This window comes from Anaerococcus degeneri (assembly GCF_017874475.1).
Classification (GTDB): domain Bacteria; phylum Bacillota; class Clostridia; order Tissierellales; family Peptoniphilaceae; genus Anaerococcus; species Anaerococcus degeneri.
This window is the reverse complement of sequence record NZ_JAGGLO010000001.1, coordinates 281,950-304,992: the sequence shown is the minus strand read 5'-3', so window position 1 is coordinate 304,992 and position 23,043 is coordinate 281,950. Positions and strand designations below refer to the sequence as shown.

The following is a 23,043-nucleotide window of genomic DNA, read 5'->3' as shown; positions in this document are numbered from 1 at the left end:
TAGGAAATAGCTCCTTTTATCAATTGTTTTTATTATACTAGCTATAGTAAATCTTTCAAAAGATTATTCTTCGTCTTCATCGATTACTTCATAGTCAGCATCAACAACGTCTTCGTCATTTCCGCTAGCTTGGCCTTGGCTTGCTTCATTTGCCTTATACATTTTTTCGCTTACCTTGTAGATTTCGTTTGTTAACTCTTCTGATAGGCTCTTGATTTTGTCAATATCGTTAGCTTTGATTGCTTCTTCAAGTTCTTTTGCCTTAGCTTCGATATTTTCCTTATCAGCACCTTCAAGTTTAGCATCTTCTACAGTTTTTCTTGCTTGGTAAACTAGGTTTTCTGCGTTGTTTTTTGCGTCTATATCTTCTTTTTTCTTCTTATCTTCTTCTGCAAATTTCTCTGCTTCTTTGATTTTCTTATCAATTTCTTCTTCTGATAAGTTAGATGAAGATGTGATTGTAATCTTTTGCTCCTTGCCAGAACCTTGATCCTTAGCTGTTACATTTACAATACCGTTAGCATCTATGTCGAAAGTTACTTCGATTTGTGGTACTCCACGTCTTGCTGCAGGGATACCTGTAAGTTGGAACCTGCCTAGAGTTGTGTTATCTGCTGCCATTTCACGTTCACCTTGAACTACGTGGATGTCTACTTCTGTTTGTCCATCTGCTGCAGTTGTGAATATTTGTGATTTCTTGGTTGGTATAGTTGTATTTCTTTCAATTAGTTTTGTAGCAACGCCACCAAGAGTTTCAATACCTAATGATAGAGGTGTTACATCTAGTAACAATAAGTCTTTAACTTCACCAGTTAATACACCACCTTGGATTGCTGCACCGATTGCAACTGATTCATCTGGGTTGATGTCTTTTTGTGGGTCTTTGCCAATTATTTTCTTAACTAATTCTTGAACTGCTGGTACCCTTGTTGAACCACCTACTAGTAGAACCTTGTCAATGTCAGATGCTGATAGACCTGCATCGTGAAGAGCATCTTCTACTGGTTTTCTAGTCTTTTCTACCAAATCGTGGGTCAATTCATCAAATTTTGCCCTTGATAGGTTGATATCTAAGTGGACAGGTTGGCCATCTACTGCTGTGATAAATGGTAGGTTAACATTTGTTGTTAGGGTTGATGATAGTTCTTTTTTAGCCTTTTCAGCTGCATCTTTAAGTCTTTGCATAGCTGTTAAATCTTTTGTTAAATCAACTCCAGATTCTTTTTTGAATTCTGTTGCAAGATAATCTACAACTGCATTATCAAAGTCATCTCCACCTAGTTTGTTGTTACCTCTTGTAGATAAAACTTCAAATACTCCATCACCTACTTCTAGGATTGAAACGTCGAATGTACCACCACCAAGGTCGTAAACCATAATCTTAGATTGGTCAGTTTCCTTATCCATACCGTATGCAAGGGCTGCAGCAGTTGGTTCGTTGATAATTCTATCAACTTTTAGACCTGCGATTTGTCCAGCATCTTTTGTAGCTTGTCTTTGAGCATCTGTAAAGTATGCGGGTACTGTAATTACCGCATTTGTTACTGTATCATTTAGATAAGCCTCTGCGTCTGCCTTTAATTTTTGAAGGATCATTGCAGAAATTTCTTCTGGTGTATATTGTTTACCATCAATTTCTGGAGATTTCCAGTCGTGGCCCATCTCCCTTTTAACTGAAGCTATTGTCCTGTGTGGATTGGTGATTGCTTGTCTTTTAGCTGTTTCACCAACTAATCTTTCTCCATCTTTTGAGAAAGCTACTACTGAAGGAGTAGTTCTATTACCTTCGCTATTTGGGATAATGGTTGGTGTACCACCTTCCATAACAGCTACTGCTGAGTTTGTTGTTCCTAAGTCAATTCCTATAATTTTTGCCATAATTTTTCCTCCTACTTGCTTACCTTAACCATAGCTGGTCTAAGGATTTTGCCGTTTAATGTATATCCTTTTTGGAATGTTTCTATAATATAATCTTCTTTAACAGTATCACTACTTTCTGTCATAACTGCGTGGTGAAGATTGTGATCAAATTTTTCGCCGTCTGATGGAATTTCTTCTAGACCTTCATTTTTAAGAGTTTTTAAGAGTTCATCCCTTGTCATTATAACTCCCATAACAAATGGGTCTTCTGGGTCCTTATCTTTAAGAGCCCTATCGAAATTATCAAGAACTGGCAATAATTTTTCTATCAAAGAGCTTGATGCAAACTTCTTAAAATCTGCTTTGGCCTTTTCTTCCCTTTGTTTGTAATTAGCAAAGTCAGCCATTAGCCTTTGGTATTTTTCTATATATTCGTTATTTCCTGAAGAATCTTTTTCATCATCAACTATTTCAGCATCTATGATTTCTTCTTCAAGTTCTTCTTCTATTTCGTCTTCTATATCCTTTATATCTTCAACTTCTTCGTCAAGATTTTCATCTTTTTTGATATCGTCTGCCAAATCATTCACCTTCCTCTTATTGATTTAATAAATCTGAAACTAGTTTTATACTCTCAATTACTTCCTTATAATTTATCCTAGTTAGACCTACCACACCGATTGTCCCAATGGTGTTTTCATCTACCTTAAAATATGAAGTTATGATTGTATTTTCTTTTAACTGGTCGATCTCATTTTCTTCTCCGATAGTGATGACAAGGCTTTTATCATTGTTATCAGTTAGAAAATCTGTAATAATATCTGGACTTTCAAAGAGATTGATAAATTCCTTAGCCTTTACTATATCATCAAATTCTTTGAATCTGAATATATTACCCAAACCCTCTATCTTGATTTCTTTTTTCGAATCTTTGTCAGATTCGTTTTTCATCTTAGTTTGGATTATATCGAGTAAATACTTATAATTGAGGTTTAACTTTTCTTCAATTTTCCTAATCTTATCAGACAAGTCTAAAATATTTGACCCGATTAAGTCTCTTTGTAAGAGCCTGTTTAAAAATTCAAGGTCTTCGTCTTCTAGACCATAATTTAACCTAATCAAGTCATTTACTATAAAACCATTATCATAAACCACTATCAAAAGCAAGGAAGATTCGCTCACCCTTAACATTTCAATATTAGCAATAGATTTGATTTGATTTTTGTAAGTAACTGATACTGCTGTTAGGTTTGTAATTCCTGCCAAAATCTTTGTGGCAGAGCTTACTATATCCGTAGCATTGTGGTATCTCTTATCTAGTGAATCTTTCAAACTAGTATAGTCTGGTCTAGGCCTTTCATTTATAAGACCATTTTCAAGTAAATAATCTACAAAAAACCTATAACCCTTGTCTGATGGGAGTCTACCGCTTGAAGTGTGGGCCTTTTTCAAGAGACCTTTTTTCTCAAGGTCGCTCATGTCATTTCTAATTGTGGCAGCTGATACATCAAAAGAATAATCATCCGCCAAAGCCTTAGAACCGACTGGCTCTCCTCCCAAGATATAAGAATTTATGATAGTGAAAAGTATCTGCATTCTTCTATCTTTCAAAGTCTTTCACTCCTTTTTAGCACTCTTTACTTCCGACTGCTAATATTAATATACTAAGTTAGGAATAATTGTCAAGTAATATTAAATCCAAATTTTTATTTTTATAAAATTATTTTTTATTTCAAGCAAAAAGTGGCAATTAAGCCACTTTTAAAAGGTTTTTATTTATATTTATAGAAGCCTTGACCAGATTCTATACCAATATGTCCCTTATTTAACATTTCTTTTAACTTAATCATAGCCTTACCAATTGGTGTTTCTTGATCATTTGCTGCTGGATTTCTGCTTAAAATATTAACTACAGTTGTGACTCCAACAATATCTATTATCTCAAATGGGCCCTTTGGTGAACCAGTACCGATTTTCCAATCCATGTCTATATCTACTGGGTCTGCCACATCATTTCCATAAAGGGTAAGGCCTGCATTAATTACAGGAACAAGGATTGAATTTAAGATATAGCCCGGTTGTTCTTTTTTGATTACAGCTGGATACATACCAATAGATCTTGCAAATTCGATAACTTCCTTAAAGACACCATCATCTGTCTTATCGTGTCTCATAACCTCGGCTAGGTTTTGTCTGTGTATATTATTTGCAAAGTGAAGACTTAAGAATTTTTCTTCCCTGCCAGTATATTCCCTAAACATAGATGGAAGTAGGGTTGAAGAATTAGTTACAAGTATGGCTTCATCTTTTAAGAATGGAGCGACTTTTTCGTAAAAGTCTTTCTTTTGGTCAACTACTTCAGCAATTGCTTCTATAACAAGGTCAGCATGACCAAATCCTTCTTCTAAGTCTGTTGTGTATATAAAACTCTTATAGACTTTTTCATTTACTTCTTTTAGTTCAGCTATTCTATCTTCAGTAATTTCTTCTTTAGATGCAAAAAATGATCTTGGGTAGTTTGGGTTTTTCTCACCAATATAAGAAGGAGCCACTTCTAATTCTTGGCTATATATTTGATGCAGACGGTCAATCCTTGGTTTGATTCTTTCGATTGAATCATCACGTCTGCCCCAAATTGTTACATCATATCCATGAAATGCGGCTGCGTAAGCGATTTGTGCACCCAATACACCTCCGCCAGCCACTGTTACTTTTTTAATTGTCATAATTTCATCTCCTTAATTCTTATATTTCCTATATACCCAAAAATATAGAAATTAAAAGCCTAGATTATTTCTACAAAAAATTCATTAGATAAGCTCATACCTTTTTTTGTAAATTTTATAGCTTTATCAATTTCAAAAAATCCATCATCTTTAAATTTATTTATTTGGTCTTTATATTTTTCCAGCAAGTCTATACCGTATTTAGCTCTAAAGACTTCTAGATTTATGCCCTCTGTTTCCCTGAGTTTGAAAATTATATATTCCTTCTCATTTTCATCCTTATCAACAAAATCCTTATTAATTATAGGTAAGTCGTTTCTCTTAAGCATCCTATCATAAATAGCAAGATTTCTAGTATTATTATATCTAAGATTTGAAAGATAACCTGCCGCTCCAATTCCAAATCCTAGATAACCTTCCTGGTTCCAATATTTTTTGTTATGAACAGACTCAAAACCTTTATGGGCAAAATTTGATACCTCATATCTATGAAGGCCAAGATTATCAAGTTGGTCTATCAAATAAGAAAAAATATCAACTTCAAGATCAGAATCCATAAGGTCAAGCTTGCCCTCTTTATCAAGGGCATAAAACCTCGAACCCTTATCCAAAATTAATGAATACCAAGAAATGTGCTTAGGTTTTAAAATTTTTACCATTTCCAAATCTCTTTTTACACTCTCAAAATCCTGGCCAGGCAAATTTAGCATGAGGTCAAAGGAAATATTATCAAAGCCAACTTTTTTAATCATTTCAATATCACTGATGGCTATTTGGCTAGTATGGTTTCTACCAATATTTTTTAAAACCGTATCATCAAAGGACTGGACCCCTAAGGAAATCCTATTAATTCCCAAAGCCTTATAGGTTTGTAATTTTTCCATGTCGAGGGATTTGGGATTTACTTCTATGGTAAATTCCTTGATTTCAGTTTTAAATTTATAAATTTCACCTACAATTTTTTCTATAAAGCTTGGATCAATATATGAAGGAGTGCCTCCACCGATGTAAATAGAATCTATAATAACATCCATCCTCTCCCTATAGAGTCTAATTTCCTTTATTAAATTATCTACATAAGGCTCTATCCAATTTTCCAAATTTGGAAAAGCTGCAAAATCACAATAATAGCACTTTTTCTCGCAAAAAGGGATGTGGATATAGGCTCCGACCTTATTCATGATGACCTGTCACTTCTATTAATACAACCTTAGCAATAGACCTTGATATAATTTTAAAATCCTGGCCTTTTTTTATTCTTAAAGCATCAGCTGGAAAATAAGTATATTCCTTATTTTCTGAAATAACCCTGACTCTGCCTTCAATTACGACAAGATAATATGAATTTTCTGTATTTTTAGAAACAAATTCATTTTCTTTCTCAAAGTTTAATCTCTTAATTATTTCGCAATCGGATTTAAATACCAATTCTTCACTAGCTTTAGGATTCTTTTTCTCTTCCACACTACCAATTTTATTGTTTTGATAATCCTCTTTTGTGAAAATAGTTTGATGGATGGGTGCCAAAATTCCAAGAGGGATTTTTACAATATGGCTGCCATAATAAGTGAAGCCTAATTTTTTTTGAAATGCCCTTGACTTAAAATTATTCCTAAAATAACCAGCTGAAATAAAATCTAGATCCAAGTCTTCAAAGGCATATTTCATAAGAGCTTTAACAGCCTCAGTCATTATCTTTTGCCTTTGAAAATCTTCGCTTAAGACAAAGCCGATTTCCTTGCCCTTCCCATCTTCAAAGTCTTTATAAAACTCATCATCCACAGGATGAAGACCGATGGAGCCAATAACCTTTCCATCCTTCTCTATGGCAAGGACGTCTTTGTTTTTCTTAAACCTCTCTAAAACTTTCCTAGTATCATCTATGCTTTCATGGTGTGGCCAACCAGCCATTTCTCCAAGTCCAGGTGTCTTTGCATACTCATAAAAATCTTCCAAATCACAATCTTTAAAGGGTCTCAAAACGAATCTGTCAGTTTTAATTAACAAATCTGTAAAATCAACTTTAATATCCATAATTTCTCCTTTGGTCTGTTAGGAATACTATACAATAATGGAATTTTTTTTAAAATTTTGTAAGATATGATTAAGTTATTTGTCTACTATATGAAGGAGGGGTCATGGATATAGAAAAAATTTATAGGATATATTTTGACGACCTTTATAGGTTTTTGCTGTATCTATGCAAAAACAAAGAAGTCGCCCAGGATATATGCTCGGAAGTCTTCATAAAATCAATGAAAAGTATTGAAAAGATAGAGGATTCAAAGGTAAAATCCTACTTATTTCAAGTAGGCAAAAATACCTATTACAATTATTACAAGAGAAACAAGAAGATTTTATTGACAGAAAGTATCGAAGATTTTGACTTGGCTTTGGAATCTTTTGAAAAAGATTTTTTAGAAAAAGAAAATTTAACAAAACTAGATATGGCAATAAATAATCTGGACAATCCTTACAAAGACGTTGTAAAATTAAGGCTTAACGAACTTTCTTTTAAAGAAATTGGAGAAATTTACCATAAAAACCAAAACTGGGCCTGTGTAGTCTTCCACAGGGCAAAAGAAAAATTAAAAATACTATTGGAGGAAAATAATGAATAATTGTGAAATTATAAAAGATTTACTTCCCCTATATAAGGAAGAACTCTTAAGTGAAGAATCAAAAACTTTTGTAGAAAACCATTTAAAAACTTGTCCAGAATGCGAAAATCTTTTGAAAGATCAAATACAAATCGAAAACAAAGAGACTAAACCCCTTGATTTTGTAGAAAAAAGGATAAAAAAAGAAAGTAGATATTTTACCCTGGCTGTCCTTGCCCTAATCGGGTCTATACTTATTTTTATCATCTCCTACCTCAATACCCCAAGGCACTTTGAGCACGAAAAGGACTTGTATAAGGTTTATAAGAGTAAAGATATCTATACCGTGGAATTTTCTGACAAGGTCAGCGGAATAGATTATATTGATACAGAAGACGCCATCTATCTTGATGCCTATACTACAAAATATGACGAGATTTTTAATAAAGAAAGGCCAAGAAAATCTCTCACCTTCCACAAGGATAAACTAAAAACTGTTCTATACCAAAACCATGAATCCATGCCAAATATGGTTATTGGATCTGGAGAAGTTCGCCAAACCCTCCTTCCAAGATTGTTTTTAGGATTTTATGCAAGACTTTCTATAATAGGCTTTGTAGGCCTTGGTCTATTAATATTTTTGATTGAAAAAATCAAAAAAAAATCCATAAGTCTACTAATAAAAACCCTTCTAATTGGGGGTCCCCTCGCACTTTTCCTAGCAATTATTGGCCTTAAGGGACTAAATACATCGACTTACTATCCAGTGACCGATTTTAAATATATCGCCTTTCTAGCTTTAGGAATCTATTTGTTTTTTATCTTCTTAAGCCTAGCAAGAGACCAAAAAAGGATGTGAATTTCACATCCTTTTAAAATAATTATTTTTATTCGTCATCTAGTTTCAATACTGATAAGAAGGCATCTTGTGGAACTTCGACGTTACCAAGTTGACGCATCTTCTTCTTACCTTCTTTTTGTTTTTCTAGAAGCTTTTTCTTCCTTGAAATATCACCACCGTAGCACTTAGCTATTACGTCTTTTCTAAGAGCTTTTACGGTTTCTCTAGCTATAATCTTACCACCAATAGCAGCCTGGATTGGTACTGCGAATTGTTGTCTTGGGATCTCATCCTTTAGTTTTTCAACAATACCACGGCCCCTTGAGTAGGCGTTATCCCTATGAACAATAAGAGAAAGGGCATCGACGCTTTGCTCATTAATCAATATATCAAGCTTAACTAGGTCTGAAACTTGGTAGTCAGTTACTTCATAGTCAAGTGAAGCATAGCCCTTAGTTCTTGATTTCAAAGAGTCAAAGAAATTATAAATTACCTCACTTAGAGGAATTTTGTACTTAATTGACACCCTAGATTCATCTATATAGGTCATATTTATTAACTCACCACGTCTAGATTGGGCAAGATCCATTACTTGGCCTATATAATCTTTTGGTGTGATAATTTCAGATATTGTTACAGGCTCCTTTATATATTGGATTTCTGTTGGGTCTGGGAAATCATTAGGATTTTGTAATTCCTTCTCATTATCCTGGCCCTTTAGCTTTAACCTATAAATTACAGATGGAGCTGTAGCTATAATATCAAGGTCATATTCTCTTTCAAGCCTTTGTGTAATGATATCCATATGCAAAAGCCCAAGGAAACCTGCCCTTAGACCAACACCTAAGGCTTGAGAATTTTCTTGCTCAAATACTAAGGATGCATCATTTACTTGGAGTTTTTCCAATGAATCTCTTAATTTATCAAAGGACTCACCTTCTGCAGGATAAATACCAGAATAAACCATAGGTAGGACTTCCTTATAACCTGTAAGTGGTTTATCAGTTGGATTTTCAACAGTTGTGATTGTATCCCCTACCCTAGCATCCTTAACTTGCTTGATAGACGCTTCAATAAAACCAACGTCACCACTCCTTAGTTCCTTAGTAGCAATCCTGCCCCTTGATGTATAGCCAACTTGGTTTACTTCAAAAACCTTGCCTGTATTCATCATCTTAATTTCATCACCAGGACGGACTACCCCTTCAAAAACTCTTATGTAACAAATTACTCCCACGTAGGAATCGTAATAAGAGTCAAAAATAAGGGCCTTAAGCGGTTTATCATCGTGATCTTCTGGTGCTGGTATGTTTTCAACAATATCTTCTAGAACGTCTTCAATATTTAGGCCAGTCTTTGCTGAAACCAAAGGTGCATTATCAGTGTCAAGACCGATTTCATTTTCAATTTCAAGCTTTACTTCATCAACTCTTGCGCTTGGTAGGTCGATTTTATTTAAAACAGGAAGGATTTCCAAGTCTTGCTCAAGCGCTAAATAAGTATTGGCCAAAGTTTGAGCTTCTACACCTTGGCTTGCATCAACAACAAGAATAGCTCCTTCACAGGCCTTAAGGGATCTTGAAACCTCATAGTTAAAGTCAACGTGACCAGGAGTATCAATTAGGTTTAGATCATAAACTTTTCCATCATTAGCCTTGTAGTGAATTTTAATTGATTTTAATTTAATCGTAATCCCACGTTCCTGCTCAAGCTCCATATCATCAAGCATCTGCTCTTTTATATCCCTTTGGCTGATATTTTCGCTTCTTTCAATAAGCCTATCTGCTAAAGTTGATTTTCCATGATCGATATGGGCAATGATAGAAAAATTCCTAATATTTTCTTTTTTCTTTGTCATATAACTCCTACTAATTAATTTCCATAAGGATTGTTGTCAATCAAACCTGCATCTTCAAAAGGATAAATCCTAAAGAATGCGTGGCCTACAATCTCTTCTTTATAAATCTGTCCAAAATCTCTTGAATCATTAGAATTGGCCCTATTATCACCAAAAACTAAATATTGCTTATCTCCTAGGACCCAGCCTGTTTGCTCTGTCTTGGCAAGGGTCTCGTCAACTGAAACATATTTTTCATCAAGTTTTTCACCATTGACATATACATCACCGTCTTTTAATTCAACAAGGTCTCCAGGAGTACCGATTACCCTTTTTACATAAAGTCTGTTTGGATAATCAGGAGCTTTCAAAATAACAATCTCTCCTCTTTTATAATCCCTAAAATGCTTGCCGATTTTATTAACCATAAGCATATCCCCGTCGTGGAGTGTATTTAGCATTGACTTTCCCGCTACCCTTGTAGCATCAATAATAAAGGCCTTAACAAAAAATGTAATAGCAAGGGCGATAAGGATGGTTTTAACCCAATCCCAAATGATATTTAATAGTGAATTTTCTTTTTTATTTTGTTTTTTTTCTTCGTTCATACTTATAACCTCTCATTCTTATTAATTATATACTAGTTTGGGTCAATTCTCAAAAATTTACATAAGATAAATAAAAACTTGAGCTTTTTAATAAATTATGGTAGAATACATAAGTCAAGCAAAACAGAAGAGAGGTGAAAAATAGATGGCAAATATTAAATCAAGTCAAAAAAGAATAGAAGTTGCTAAGAGAAATAACCTTAGAAACAAATCTAGAAAATCAGAAATCAAGACATACATCAAAAAGTTTGAAGCTGCAGTAGAAGCAGGTAATCTTGAAGAAGCTAGAGAAATCTTTAAAGTAGTTGACAAAAAGCTAAAACAAGCTGAAAGCAAAAATGTTATCCACAAAAACAGAGTAGCAGCAACTACATCAAAATTAGCTAAAAAACTAAACGCATAATAAAATGAGTGATAATCAGTAATGGATCCTAACATATGACTACTGATAATCACTCATTTAAAAGTAGAGCAGATATTGAGAGCAATATCTGCTCGTTTTTCGTTGTTTTTCAAGCAACAAAGTTGCGCAGAAAAAACAATAGAAAAACTTTATGCAGCGAAGAAGAAGCGACGCGACGAATAGGAGCGTTCTTTTTTCGTAGTCGAAAATTGCACGTGTAGTGCGAGCAAAATTTGTGCGTTTTTCATTATTTTACAAGTGCAAAGCACGCAGGAAAATAATAGAAAAACCTTATGCAGGGAAAAAAGCTCAGAGCGACGAATTTTATCCCGAGCGAGGTCAAGAAATTATTTAAATATAAGTATCAAAAAAGAGTGGACGCCCACTCTTTTTATATTCCTACAAAACCAATTAATTTCATCAATTCATCCTTCATTTCAAAGGCCTCGGATTTTGATCTTATTTCCATATCCATAAGCCTTTCATTTATATCTGTCAATTCGTCCAAGGAATAATTTCTTATATTAGCCTTAGCTTTTCTTAATTCAAAAGGACCAATTTGGGCAGCTTTCATTATAAAAGAATCATTGAAATTAGCCTTAGTCAAACTTTTTACAGCTGTCAAAATCCTAAACTGCCTTATTAACATATGGTAAATCATAAAGAGGTCTTCCCCAGATTTTACCATTAAAAGAAGAGTTTTTAATGCTTCTTTTGTATTTTTACTAGCTATGGCATCTGTAAGGTTAAAGATATTTAAATTTAAGACCTGGTCAAGCTGGTCGTCTATATCTTCTTTTTTGATGATCTCGTCAGATGAATTTGAAATTATCTTATCAACTGAATTTACAATCTCAAATAAATCAATTTCGCTATTATAAGACAGATAAGAAAACCTATTGATAATCTCATCTATATGAGCATTTGAAATCTTTTTATTATTTTTTATAAATCTTCTGCCAATAAAAGACCTTAATTCATTATTATTTAACCTATCAATTTCAACTACTGTCCCATTTTTAGAAATTTCCTTATAAAATTTCCCCTTAAATGGTTTTGTGTCTGAAAAAATCAAAAATGTTGCATATGGAGGGAAATCTTTGGCATCTTTTCCAAGCTTATCTAAAATTTCCTTATAATTTTTGACCCCATCCTTGGATAAATCTATATTTTGCCAGATAATAATCTTCCTATCTTCCATGACTGGATAGGTTTCGTAGGAATTTTTTATTGTGTCAAAATCGGTCTCTCCCTTTATTTTAATTAGGTTGAAGTCTTTTATTCTTATAAGTCTTTCTGCTTCTTCGATTATAGTTGTATTTAAATATTCTTCTTTTGAATCAAATAAATATATGCCAGATGTTTTTAAGCCAGAAAAGTTTTTAAAAAAATCAATATATTTCACCTAAAAAATCCTCCCTTCAAATATTTTTCTACCTTGACCCTATCCTTATAAAAGTTGATTTTTACAAGGCCATCAGTTTGAGTGCTGTATTTTTTAATATCCCTTACATTTTCAAGAACTTTTTTATTTGGATGGCCATAAGTATTATCCCTTCCCGCAGAAATTAAAACCATCTTTGGATTAACTTGGCCTATAAATTCTTTAGAGCTAGAAGACGCTGAACCGTGGTGGGATAATTTTAATATATCAGCCTCTACTTTAAGTTTATCTTCATAAGGTGACGATAAATCTCCCATACTTAAGATTTTATTGCCCCTAATCTCAAGTAAAAGACCTAGGGATTGGTCATTTTTATCAAGGTCCCCCTCTGCCCCATCATAGATACAGGTGATTTTACCAGATGTTAACTTAAGCTCATCACCTATGCCCATAAAACTTGGCTGGTATTTTTCTATAAATTCTTTTGAAACCTTATTATCAGTTACAATTTTCTTAATTCTAATATTTTCCCTTAATATATCAAGGTTACCAGCGTGATCAGAGTCTTCGTGACTTATGAACACCGCCTCAAGCTCCTTAATTCCAAGACTTTGTAAGTAAGGTACAAGAATCCTTTCTCCCGAATCATAATCCTTATACTTTGGCCCACCCACATCTACCATATAATATTTTCCCCTATCATTAAGCAAAAATGCGTCCCCTTGACCTATGTCTATCATTTGGTATTCAATCGGTCTATCGAGGCCTCTGACAGCCATTGATAAAAGTACAATGGCAAGAGAAGACTTGAAAAATTTATCTAAGCCTTTTTTGTTTTTTATATTTGTAAGTATAAATATAAGGGCAAAAAGGTAAAGGCTAATAAAAATGCTTTCTGCTATAAAATTAAAAGATAAAAACCTAATTTTCGCAAGTATTTCAGTCATATTAAATATTGACCTAATCATTATATCAAGGACTATAAAAACTGGCTGTAGTAATCCTTTTAAAATCGGATATAAAAATATCAGGCTAAAAATAATATACATGGCAAGTTCAAAAACAGGCACTACCAAAAAGTTTGCAATGATACTAAGAAAATTAAAATACCTAAAATAATAGACAGTAAAAGGCAAGGCTGCAATTTGGATACTGGTTGTAAAGGCTAGATTTTTCCTGATAAAACCCTCTTTAAAATAAGTACTAAGTCTTGGATAAATCTTGTAAATTGCAAGCATTGTCACAAAGGTAAGGATAAAACCTGTATTTAAGATGGCGAAAGGATTAATAAATAAAATCACAACCGCTGCAACCATCAAGGCTTTAACTCTGTCTACCCCTCGCCTTAATAAAAACCCTAGAAAAACAATTGAGCTAACTATTATTACCCTAAGAACAGAATAGGCAAAACCAATTATATAACCATAAAGACAGGCTAATATTAGTGAAAGAGCCATGGATTTCTTATAGGAAAGACCAATTTTCGATAAAATTAAAACCATAAAACTCATCAATAGATTAAGATGAAAACCTGAAATGGCGAGAATATGGGCAAGGCCCAGCTTATTTATATCTCCTTTTTCGAAAAAATTGTCCGCTAAAACCACTGAGATTACAAAGTCAGCAGAATCTTTGGATAAATTTCCCCTAAAAATCCTATTTACATAAGATGTAAAGGATCTTCTAAGACTTAGGAAAATATTGGAAGACCTTGTTCTTGTTACTTCTTGATTTAAGTTTCTAGGCTTAAATTCAAGTCCTATCCCCTTTGAAATAGCATAAGACCTATAGGAAAAGAGGTTTGGATTAGTATTTCTCCTCACAAGGTTAAGATCTCCGGCACATGAGATTTGATCTCCAATATCAAAGTCATTTTCATCAAACATGAAGGCTTTTTTCCCATTTTCAATAATTTTAATTGTATATCTTAATGAGTTTTTGCTCATTTTTTTATCAATTATAGTAAAATTTATATTTACATTTTTACTTTCCTTTGGATTAATCCTAGAAAATTTAAAACTCGCTAAAGAAAATCCCACTAGGATTACGAGAAAAAATATGGCATATTCTTTGCTTTTCCTATAAAAAAATATGGAAAGGCTTCCAAAAATAAATCCAAAATAAAGGATATTTGCGTTTTCAAAATTAATAAAGCCCAGAATTCCAAGGATTAAACCCAAAAGAAAAGGGATGATTCTTTTTTTCATAAAAACCTCTATTTCATTATATCATATGATATAATAGATTAGAGGAGAAAATCATGAAAATTTACGAAAAATATCCAGAGATTTTAACTTTCACCGCAGAAGTGAAAGATAAGAGATTTAAAAATAATATCAGCCAGCTTCTAGTAGAAAAAACAATCTTTATGCCTAGTGATGATTTTTTGATAAACGATTACAAGACTGCAGGAGGCCTTGAAGTTGTTGAAGTAAAGGAAAATAAAGGCAAGGACCTTATTTCTGTAAAGGGCAAATACACAGACGATACAATCGAATTAGTTGTTGATAAGGCTTTAAGATACAGAAACCTATCCTACAATACCGCCTACATCCTCTTTCAAATTTTCCTAGAGGGATTTTATGGTAATGTTAAAACAAACTTATTTCTAAGCGAAGACAAGGCCTATATTACCCTGCTTAAATACACATCAGACATTGATCCTGAGCTTTTTGATGAGATGATAAACTACGCCATCGATTCCAACCTACCTATCACTACGAAGGCTGGAATAACAGAAGTGGCTGGTCTTGGTACTGTGATTAATTCTTATATTAATTTTGATAATACCTACAAAATAAGAAGATTTAAGGTTTTAGATACTAGAAAAGAAGGAAAAAATACAATTATTTCTTTTGCCGCTGGTAGATAAGAATTTGACACTTTTACCTTGTTGCGGTAAATTATTAAAAGTTTAAAGAAAGGAGAAAAGAAAAATGACAATAATAAAAATAGGAAAGAAAACCCGTAACTAGTAAGTAAGGATAGCTCCTTGACTTACATATGAAAACCAAGGAGGATGCCGAGATTTCGGCACTATGAAAGAATTTAAATTTTTGATTAAAAAGATGGCTCATATGGAGCCAATCATGTTTTTACTAATCGCACTTTACGGTCTATTTGTAGGGATCAAACCCTTCTTATGGATTATTTCACCTGCCTATATTTTAGAAAACTACCAGGAAAATCCTAAAGTTTTCCCAATGTTTTTTATAGGCTTATTTTTTATTTCTTCACTAATTAGCTTTTTTGATGCCTTTGTTATGGGCAATTATAGGATGAGGATGAACCACGTCCGCTATAAGCTGATGAATATGATCACAGAGTACTCACTCTATCTCCCTTATGCCAAGAAAAAAGAAAAAGCAGAATCCGAAAAAATAAGTGATGCCATGAAGGCTGTAGAATCGCCTTGGGGCGGTGTTGGTGGCATAATGATGGATTTACCAGAAGTCTTTGCCCTTCTTATTTCGATTGGTGGATTTTTATGGATTTTTGCTTCTATGGACCTTTGGGTTCTTGCTACAACAATAATTCTAACCATAATTTCCTGGTTACTTTTAAACCAAGTTCCTAAGTCTTATGACAAGTACTGGGATGAAATGAGTCCAAACTGGGATAAGTTTTCTAAGCTTAATAATGAGATGAAATCTCCCCTATCAAAGCAAGATATTTTAATTTTTGATATCATAAGGATTTTTAAATCCTATTACGGAAAAACCAACAAGGATAGGATAAACCGCCTAGGAGAAGTTAATACAAAGACCCTTAGGATTTTTACCCTAGCAAATGTATTTAACCTAATCAGGGACGGACTTATCATATACTGGCTAATGACAGGTCTTATTGCAGGGAGGATTTCTATAGCGAATTTCTATGTATATTTTACAGCAATCTTTACCTTTATTGCCTTTAACCATCAGACCATGTGGGTTTTTTCTGATATTAGGAGAAACTTTACCATGTTTAAGCCATTTTTTAAGATAACTGAAGTTTACAAAGACGAAAATCAAGAAATTTATCCAGACCAGATGGAAATTATTCTTGATAATGTTTCCTTTAAATATCCGGGAACAGATGCATATGTATTAGAAAATATTAACCTTAGGATAAAAGACTCAGAAACAATCGCCCTTGTAGGGGAAAATGGTGCAGGTAAGTCTACACTCGCCCTTATCCTCGCAGGTCTATATGAGCCGACAGAAGGTAGGATTTTAATAAATGGAGAAGATATTAATAAATCTCATATAGACTATAAAAAGCTAATCTCAGCTGTCTTTCAAGATTCAAATCTATTGCCATTTTCCTTTAAGGAAAATATCCTAATGTCAACTGACGATAGGAATTTGGATGATATTTACAAAATGACCCACCTAGATGAAATCATAAATACCTATGATAAAAAAGAAGACCAAACTCTTTTGAGGATTCTCGATAATGACGGAGTCGACCTATCAGGTGGCCAAAAGCAAAGGCTATTTTTGGCCCGCGCCATTGCAAAATCCAAGGCTAAGCTTTTAATCCTAGATGAGCCAACAGCTCAGTTGGATGCTCTAAATGAAAGAGAGCTTTATATGCTCTATGACGATTTGACCCGCGATAAATCTTCGATTTTTATCTCTCACAGGCTGGCGTCTACCAAGTTTTGTGACAGGATAATTCATCTTAAAGACGGCCAGATTCTCGCAAATGGGACTCATAATGAGCTGATGAATACTTGCGAGGATTATAAAGACCTCTACAATCTACAAGCAGACAATTATAAGGAGGTCCTATGAAAAATATAAGAAAACTTTTTACATTAATAGACACCTACCACCCAGGTTTTACCTTCAAGGTCATTATAACAAACCTAGTCCTTGGGTTCTTGCCTCTTATAAATATCTTCGCTCCAAAGCTAATTATAGATGAGCTTATGGGACAAAAAAGAATTTCATTTTGTCTAGGCCTTGGCCTTTTGGTTATAGTCCTAGGTTTCATCAAAGAAGTAACTTACAGGGGCTTAAATAATTACCTGACCCTAGTCTTTGAAGATATGTCAGATAAACTCACTTTTAGGATAGCAAAAAAATCTTTAAGGCTTCCTATAGAAAAATCTGACTCCAAGGATGTTCAAGATATGATGGAACAGGCCCACTATGCTGTTTGGGAAATGTACACCCTCTATGACATCATAGTTTTAGTAATATCCGCTGTTATAACGGGGATTTTATCACTAGGTATTCTTGTAAAATTAAATCCAGCAATAATTATTCTATTGATTTTGCTAGTTTTAATAAATAAAAAACTCGTAAGGCTAATTAAGGAAAATGAACTAAAATACCAAGAAAATAATATTTCAGATCTCAGATCATATAGGTTTTTTGCAAAATTTGCAGCAGATCTTAGGTATTTTAAGGATATAGAAATCTATGAAGGACAAGATTTGGTCCTAGAAAAAGCAGACTTCTACCAACAAGAAATGATAAAATCATCAACTGATTACTTCAACAAAAATGGAATTTACTCTGGTATTATGAATGTAAGTGCAAATGGCTCAATAATCTTAACTTTAATTTACCTAACCTATAAATTAATCGATAAGACCATTAGCCTTGCAAATTTTACCATGTACTTTAACTCCCTAATACAAGTCATAAACGCAACTAACCTCATCCAGCAAAACTACGCCAAGGTTATTTCAGTAAATGCTCAATTAGAAGTATTTTTCAACTTCCTAGATATGGAAGAAGGCCTACTTGATAAGGGAGAAATCACCGATATTGACACAAGTGAAATTAGGATTAGATTTGATAATGTATCCTTTAAGTATCCAGCAAGTAAGGACTATGTCCTAAAAGATGCTTCTTTTGAAATAAAAAATGGAGAGACCCTGGCCCTTGTAGGCAAAAACGGGGCTGGTAAATCTACTATTGTAAAACTTTTGTGTAAATTTTACGAACCGACCGAAGGGGCTATCTACCTAAACGATATAGATATTTCTAAGATTTCAACTAAGAAATACTATGAGATCCTATCCCCTACCTTCCAAGACTTTAGGCTATTTCCATTTAGGATTAGTGAAAATATTACAAGTAAATTGAAGGAAAATATCGATGATGGTGAATACAAAAAAATGGATAAGGCCTTTGACCTTCTCAATTTATCATCTTGGATAGGAAAGCAAGTAGAAAAAGAAGATACTTTCCTAACTTATCTATTCTCAGATAAGTCAGTCGAACCATCAGGAGGAATAGGCCAGAAACTTGCCCTTGCCCGCTCAATCTTCCATGAGGGGAAATTTTTCATAATGGATGAGCCAACCAGTGCCCTAGACCCAAGGAGCGAACAGGAAATCTTTGAAAATATGCTAAAAATTTCCAAAGGTCAAACATCCCTTTTCATCTCCCACAGACTATCATCTACCAAGTATGCTGACAGGATAATTGTTTGTGACGATGGAAAAATCACAGAAAACGGTACCCACGATCAACTCATGAAAGAGGATGGACTTTATAAAGAAATGTTCACCACCCAGGCAGAATTATATGTATAGAAAAAAGCTTAGGCGAGAAATTGCCTAAGCTTTTTAGGTCTTTATAATGTCATCCCCTTATAGTATATAAAGGCTATTACAAAAACCAAGGATGCTATAAGGTTCATTGATAAGGCAATGAGAGATTTTTTCTTATAGGATTCAAGCTCTGCCAAATCCTTACTAGAAATATTTTGTATAGGATATTTTTTTCTCCCTATTAAATATGCTAACAAAAAGGCATTGCCGTTGTTTCCAGAAATATTTAAAACACCCAGTAATCTAGGATGCTTAAGTCCTCTAGCCTTGGCATCAATTTGGGTCATTTGATAGATATTGTATTGGAGGATAAAACCACCTACCACGAATACTGCTCCGCTAATTATCATTATTATTAATTTAATATCCATTTCCTTCTCCTAAAATCTTTTAATTATCTCACTATATACTAAGCCTGTTGCTATTACTGCTAGGCTAAATATAGAAATTAAGAATACTTTTTCTGGCAAAAATTCTGTAAAAAGCGCCATTACAATCATTGCTGTCAAGGCAAGACCTATAAAAAATATGAGTTTTTTATTTGATTTTACTATATCTGTTGATTCTTCCAAATGTTTCATAAAATTATCACTCCCTTTTAAGAGCTCATCAAGACTTATTTGGTATAAGTCTGATAAGGCAATTACATTTCCTATGTCAGGATAAGTTTTATTATTTTCCCAGTTTGATATTGATTGCCTTGAAACAAAAAGTTTTTCTGCAACCTCTTCCTGGGTCATGGATTTTTTTAACCTGGCATTTTTTAATTTATCTCCAATCTTCATTTTTACCTCCTAGGTCTATATTAAGAAATTTTATGTATTTAGTCTATCTATATCACTTTACACTCAAGTTTTTTTATGTAAAAACCCTTTTACATCCATTGATTTTATGAGTCTTCTTAAATATTTAACCAATTTTTCAATATATATGATAATTATATAAGGAGGAGATATGGAAGGAATTATTATTGGAGTAGTAACATTTTTTCTTATTGGAATTTTTCATCCCCTTGTGATCAAGGGCGAATATTATTTTGGGAGGAAGGTTAACAAGTTTTTTATTTTATTTGGTATAATTTTTGTTCTCCTTTCCCTCTACATCAAATCCCTTATCCCTAGCATCTTTGCTGGTGTAATTGCCTGTTGTTGTTTTTGGTCAATTGGTGAAGTTATTGAGCAAGAACAAAGAGTTCTTAAGGGTTGGTTTAAGGAAAATCCTAAGAGAAAAGCACACTATGATGAATTGAGAAATAAAAAAAATCTTGACAAGTAAAAATTTCAGCTTATAATGATAATGAACAATGTTCATATAGGAGTCATATATGATTATATCCAAAGAAAAAATCCTTAAAGAGTCTAGAGACTTGGTTGCAAGCGAAGGCTTAGATGCCCTAAGCATAAGGAAGTTAGCAAAAAAATGTGACCTTGCAGTAGGTACAATCTATAACTACTTTTCATCCAAGGATGACCTTATGATTTCAACTATAGAAAGTGTTTGGGAAGATATATTCCGAATAGAAGAGCACGACCAGGGAGCCGATGACTTTTTGAAATACCTATCGGATATTTTTACCCACCTAAGTCTTGGTATAGAAAAGTACCCAAACTTTTTTACCATCCACTCCCTAAGTTTTAAATCTCAGAGCATCGGCAAGGCCAAGGACTCAATGGCAACCTACATCGAAAAACTCAGGGAAAATTTGATTTATATACTGGATAGAGATCCTAATATCAAAAAAGATGCCTTCGACGATGACTTTACTAAGGATGATTTAGTTGAATTTATTATTTCGACCAGCCTTTGTTTTATAGTTGATAAAAATTATAACAAAGACTTGCTATTAAAAATTGTAAAAAAGACCTTATATTAACCCGCTATCCTAAGCGGGATTTATAAGGCCTCTAAATGAACAATGTTCAGTAAGGAGTTTATATGCAAAGAGTATTTGAAACAATTTTTGATATTTTTTACCTAGGAACAGTTATATTTCTCGGCACAAAAATGCTTAAAGAAGGAAAATTTAATAAAGCCTACTATTTATTCGGCATAATGGCCCTGGTCCTAGGCTTTGGTGATGCCTTTCATCTAGTACCTCGTGCCATCGCCCTTAATACCACAGGTCTAAAATCTTATACAAGATCTCTTGGCCTTGGCAAGCTAATCACATCCATTACCATGACGATTTTTTACCTCATTCTCTACTATGTTTGGAGAGAACGTTATAAAATTGGGGATAAAAAGGGACTTACTCTTACAATCTGGACCCTAGCAGTTTTGAGGATTTTGCTAGTTCTCTGCCCAGAAAATAAATTTTTAACCACTTCTTCCCCACTTACCTGGGGGATTTATAGAAATATTCCCTTTACAATAATGGGTTTAATTATAATTGTTATATTTTACCAAAAATCAAGGGAAAGAAAAGACACTGCCTTTAAAAACCTCTGGCTTACCATTGTTTTAAGCTTTGGTTTTTATTTGCCAGTTGTGCTTTTTGAACAAAGTCTACCAGCTATCGGTGCCCTTATGGTACCAAAAACTTGTGCCTATATCTGGACAATTTTGATCGGATATAAGGCTATGAAAGGAGACAAACATGACAAAAAAATACTTTAAAACATCGTTCATCTACTCACTTTTTGGCTTATTTATCGGAGCTTTTTACAGAGAATATACAAGGATTATTGGTTTTACTAGCCATACAAATTTAAGCCTTGCCCACACCCACACCCTTGTTTTAGGTTTTTTCTTATTTTTAATCTTAAGTATTTTTGCAAAAAGTTTTGATTTAAAAGAAGATAAAAAAGAAAAAAGATTTTTCAATACCTATAATTTTTCGCTAATTTTAGTAATTAGCACCCTAATCGCAAGGGGTTTTTATCAAATCTATGGCTTAGATAATAGTGGCATAAGTGCAGCCATATCCGGCATTGCTGGCATAGGCCACATAGGAATTTCATTTGCCTTTTACTTTTTATACGCTTATCTAAAAACTTATATAGAAAAGCCTTAGAAAGTTGAGGATATTACTCTCTTAAAAAGCTCTCCAGCTTGGAATTTCCGAGCTAGAGAGCTTTTTATTATATAAATTGACCTATTACTAAGATAATTAGAGATGGAATCATAATTCCTAGACCTATTAATTCTAACAAGTCTGACCTATCTCTACTTTCTTTATATTTTCGATAATAACTTGGAATTAGTAGTATAATCCCAAGTGCTAATAAGATGTAGGCAATTAATCTTAACATATTTTCCTCCTATTTTTTGTGGGCTGTCTTAAGCCTATTTTCAAGCGTAATTCCTAAAATTACATAGGACATAAATTCTATTATAATAAATAAAATTCTTCTATACCTGGTCATATCGACAAAATTATTCAAGACCAAACCCAAAACCATAAAGATAAAAGCAAGGGCGAAGGAGCCTTTGGCCATAAAATCATTTGCAAAATACCAGTTTTGCTTGGACTTCATTGAAAGTTCAGTCCTATAGCCGTATTTTTTATCAATGGGCTTATCCTTAATCATGTTTGAAATAAAACCAACAATTACAAAATAGGCTGGAAATGAAAATATTATATAGTCTTCAAATTTCATTATTCCTCCTATAAATATTTTTTAATTAAAAAGTCAAGACCAAGGGCCCAGGCCATTGAATAGGCAAAAATACTAAGTGGCTTGCAAAGAAGAATGATTGCAACAAATTTCCTTACCGACATTTCAGTAAGACCTGTTAGGTAGCAAAGAAAGTCATCTGGTGCAACTGGCAAGAAAATCGCAAGGGCAAAAAACTTGTCGTACCTATCTTCATTTAGTTTTCCCTTGTATTTATCATAAAGTTCTTCGCCAAAAATCCTAATTACAATAGACCTACCAAAGGTCCTAGAAATGAAAAACACAAGTATAGATCCTAGGCATATTGATATGTAGTTATAAATAAATCCCCAAAATGCACCAAAAATCACCACTCCTGCAACACAGGTAAGACCGCCTGGTATAACCGGCACAATTATTTGAACAATTTGCAGGCCCATAAAAACAAGGGGTGCCCAAGCTCCCTTGGCCAAAATTAATTCCCTAAAAGTATCAAGTGAATTAAAATATCCCTTGTGGAAGCCTACAAAGCCCAGGACAATACCTAATATTAAGAGGATTGCCCCTATTATATTAAAAATTTGATCTTTTACGAACTTTTCCATATTTACTCCACTGTATGATGTATGTAGTGC

At 33.5% G+C, this 23,043-nt stretch carries 25 protein-coding genes; 10 read left to right on the top strand and 15 right to left on the bottom strand.

The features are described from left to right. Positions 1-63: 63 nt before the first annotated feature. From dnaK to J2Z38_RS01405, 6 genes are all read right to left on the bottom strand, one after another. Positions 64-1,878, bottom strand: coding sequence for a molecular chaperone DnaK (dnaK, locus tag J2Z38_RS01430; protein ID WP_209771552.1), 1,815 nt, complete (start codon positions 1,876-1,878; stop codon positions 64-66). Positions 1,879-1,889: 11 nt separating this feature from the next. Next, a complete protein-coding gene (gene grpE / locus J2Z38_RS01425; RefSeq protein ID WP_209771550.1) occupies positions 1,890-2,441 on the bottom strand; it encodes a nucleotide exchange factor GrpE in 552 nt (183 codons plus the stop codon). A gap of 16 nt (positions 2,442-2,457) precedes the next feature. After that, the gene (gene hrcA, locus J2Z38_RS01420) at positions 2,458-3,471 is read right to left on the bottom strand and encodes a heat-inducible transcriptional repressor HrcA (protein ID WP_225304668.1); all 1,014 of its coding nucleotides are present in this window, start codon (positions 3,469-3,471) and stop codon (positions 2,458-2,460) included. 161 nt (positions 3,472-3,632) lie between these two features. Further along, positions 3,633-4,586 carry a 3-hydroxyacyl-CoA dehydrogenase gene (locus J2Z38_RS01415; protein WP_209771547.1) on the bottom strand — a complete coding sequence of 318 codons (954 nt, stop codon included), beginning with the start codon at positions 4,584-4,586 and terminating at the stop codon, positions 3,633-3,635. 59 nt (positions 4,587-4,645) lie between these two features. After that, on the bottom strand, positions 4,646-5,767 hold the full coding sequence (gene hemW / locus J2Z38_RS01410; protein ID WP_209771543.1) for a radical SAM family heme chaperone HemW: 1,122 nt from the start codon (positions 5,765-5,767) through the stop codon (positions 4,646-4,648). Beyond that, positions 5,760-6,620 carry a GNAT family N-acetyltransferase gene (locus J2Z38_RS01405; RefSeq protein WP_209771540.1) on the bottom strand — a complete coding sequence of 287 codons (861 nt, stop codon included), beginning with the start codon at positions 6,618-6,620 and terminating at the stop codon, positions 5,760-5,762. Before J2Z38_RS01405 ends, hemW begins: the two co-directional genes overlap by 8 nt. A gap of 104 nt (positions 6,621-6,724) precedes the next feature. On the opposite strand from J2Z38_RS01405, the gene J2Z38_RS01400 reads away from it, so the two are divergent. Together J2Z38_RS01400 and J2Z38_RS01395 are read left to right on the top strand one after the other, a co-directional pair. Then, a complete protein-coding gene (locus J2Z38_RS01400) occupies positions 6,725-7,207 on the top strand; it encodes an RNA polymerase sigma factor (protein ID WP_209771537.1) in 483 nt (160 codons plus the stop codon). Beyond that, positions 7,200-8,045 (top strand): zf-HC2 domain-containing protein, encoded by an 846-nt coding sequence (locus J2Z38_RS01395; RefSeq protein WP_209771534.1) that lies wholly within the window; start codon positions 7,200-7,202, stop codon positions 8,043-8,045. Before J2Z38_RS01400 ends, J2Z38_RS01395 begins: the two co-directional genes overlap by 8 nt. A 28-nt stretch (positions 8,046-8,073) precedes the next feature. Here the strand turns inward: J2Z38_RS01395 and lepA are convergent, their stop codons facing one another. Continuing rightward, a complete protein-coding gene (gene lepA / locus J2Z38_RS01390; protein ID WP_209771531.1) occupies positions 8,074-9,885 on the bottom strand; it encodes a translation elongation factor 4 in 1,812 nt (603 codons plus the stop codon). A 14-nt stretch (positions 9,886-9,899) separates the two neighbouring features. Further along, entirely contained in the window at positions 9,900-10,472 is a 573-nt protein-coding gene (gene lepB, locus J2Z38_RS01385) for a signal peptidase I (RefSeq protein WP_209771529.1), read from the bottom strand. 145 nt (positions 10,473-10,617) lie between these two features. Here lepB and rpsT point away from each other — a divergent pair, with 145 nt between their 5' ends. Then, complete coding sequence (rpsT, locus tag J2Z38_RS01380; RefSeq protein WP_209771526.1) at positions 10,618-10,875, top strand: 30S ribosomal protein S20; 258 nt, start codon at positions 10,618-10,620, stop codon at positions 10,873-10,875. Between the two features lie 391 nt (positions 10,876-11,266). Here rpsT and holA read toward each other — a convergent pair whose 3' ends face one another. Continuing rightward, positions 11,267-12,280, bottom strand: a complete 1,014-nt coding sequence (gene holA / locus J2Z38_RS01375) for a DNA polymerase III subunit delta (RefSeq protein WP_209771523.1) — start codon at positions 12,278-12,280, stop codon at positions 11,267-11,269. Next, complete coding sequence (locus tag J2Z38_RS01370; RefSeq protein WP_209771521.1) at positions 12,277-14,466, bottom strand: DNA internalization-related competence protein ComEC/Rec2; 2,190 nt, start codon at positions 14,464-14,466, stop codon at positions 12,277-12,279. Before J2Z38_RS01370 ends, holA begins: the two co-directional genes overlap by 4 nt. A 53-nt stretch (positions 14,467-14,519) precedes the next feature. Here J2Z38_RS01370 and J2Z38_RS01365 point away from each other — a divergent pair, with 53 nt between their 5' ends. From J2Z38_RS01365 to J2Z38_RS01355, 3 genes are all read left to right on the top strand, one after another. Further along, the gene (locus J2Z38_RS01365; RefSeq protein WP_209771519.1) at positions 14,520-15,131 is read left to right on the top strand and encodes a hypothetical protein; all 612 of its coding nucleotides are present in this window, start codon (positions 14,520-14,522) and stop codon (positions 15,129-15,131) included. A 166-nt stretch (positions 15,132-15,297) separates the two neighbouring features. After that, a complete protein-coding gene (locus J2Z38_RS01360) occupies positions 15,298-17,037 on the top strand; it encodes an ABC transporter ATP-binding protein (protein WP_209771516.1) in 1,740 nt (579 codons plus the stop codon). Then, the gene (locus J2Z38_RS01355) at positions 17,034-18,794 is read left to right on the top strand and encodes an ABC transporter ATP-binding protein (protein WP_209771514.1); all 1,761 of its coding nucleotides are present in this window, start codon (positions 17,034-17,036) and stop codon (positions 18,792-18,794) included. Before J2Z38_RS01360 ends, J2Z38_RS01355 begins: the two co-directional genes overlap by 4 nt. Positions 18,795-18,835: 41 nt before the next feature. On the opposite strand, the gene J2Z38_RS01350 is transcribed toward J2Z38_RS01355, so the two are convergent. Next, positions 18,836-19,183 (bottom strand): hypothetical protein, encoded by a 348-nt coding sequence (locus J2Z38_RS01350; RefSeq protein WP_209771513.1) that lies wholly within the window; start codon positions 19,181-19,183, stop codon positions 18,836-18,838. A gap of 9 nt (positions 19,184-19,192) precedes the next feature. Next, positions 19,193-19,597 carry a helix-turn-helix domain-containing protein gene (locus J2Z38_RS01345; protein ID WP_209771510.1) on the bottom strand — a complete coding sequence of 135 codons (405 nt, stop codon included), beginning with the start codon at positions 19,595-19,597 and terminating at the stop codon, positions 19,193-19,195. Positions 19,598-19,766: 169 nt separating this feature from the next. On the opposite strand from J2Z38_RS01345, the gene J2Z38_RS01340 reads away from it, so the two are divergent. The 4 genes from J2Z38_RS01340 (at position 19,767) to J2Z38_RS01325 (ending at position 21,825) form a co-directional block, all read left to right on the top strand. Further along, a complete protein-coding gene (locus tag J2Z38_RS01340; protein ID WP_209771509.1) occupies positions 19,767-20,087 on the top strand; it encodes a DUF4491 family protein in 321 nt (106 codons plus the stop codon). A gap of 49 nt (positions 20,088-20,136) precedes the next feature. Beyond that, positions 20,137-20,685, top strand: a complete 549-nt coding sequence (locus J2Z38_RS01335) for a TetR/AcrR family transcriptional regulator (RefSeq protein ID WP_209771507.1) — start codon at positions 20,137-20,139, stop codon at positions 20,683-20,685. A gap of 62 nt (positions 20,686-20,747) precedes the next feature. Beyond that, on the top strand, positions 20,748-21,428 hold the full coding sequence (locus J2Z38_RS01330; RefSeq protein WP_209771505.1) for a hypothetical protein: 681 nt from the start codon (positions 20,748-20,750) through the stop codon (positions 21,426-21,428). Further along, complete coding sequence (locus J2Z38_RS01325; RefSeq protein ID WP_209771503.1) at positions 21,409-21,825, top strand: DUF2871 family protein; 417 nt, start codon at positions 21,409-21,411, stop codon at positions 21,823-21,825. The genes J2Z38_RS01330 and J2Z38_RS01325 overlap by 20 nt, the downstream gene beginning before the upstream one ends. 67 nt (positions 21,826-21,892) lie before the next feature. Here the strand turns inward: J2Z38_RS01325 and J2Z38_RS01320 are convergent, their stop codons facing one another. Genes J2Z38_RS01320 through J2Z38_RS01310 form a run of 3 tightly spaced genes read right to left on the bottom strand, consistent with a single transcriptional unit; the run spans position 21,893 to position 23,013 of the window. Then, positions 21,893-22,063: a hypothetical protein gene (locus tag J2Z38_RS01320; RefSeq protein WP_209771501.1), complete on the bottom strand. Its 171-nt coding sequence runs from the start codon at positions 22,061-22,063 to the stop codon at positions 21,893-21,895. Between the two features lie 9 nt (positions 22,064-22,072). Further along, complete coding sequence (locus J2Z38_RS01315; protein WP_209771499.1) at positions 22,073-22,411, bottom strand: SdpI family protein; 339 nt, start codon at positions 22,409-22,411, stop codon at positions 22,073-22,075. An 8-nt stretch (positions 22,412-22,419) separates the two neighbouring features. Then, entirely contained in the window at positions 22,420-23,013 is a 594-nt protein-coding gene (locus tag J2Z38_RS01310) for a TVP38/TMEM64 family protein (RefSeq protein ID WP_225304667.1), read from the bottom strand. Positions 23,014-23,043: the final 30 nt, after the last annotated feature.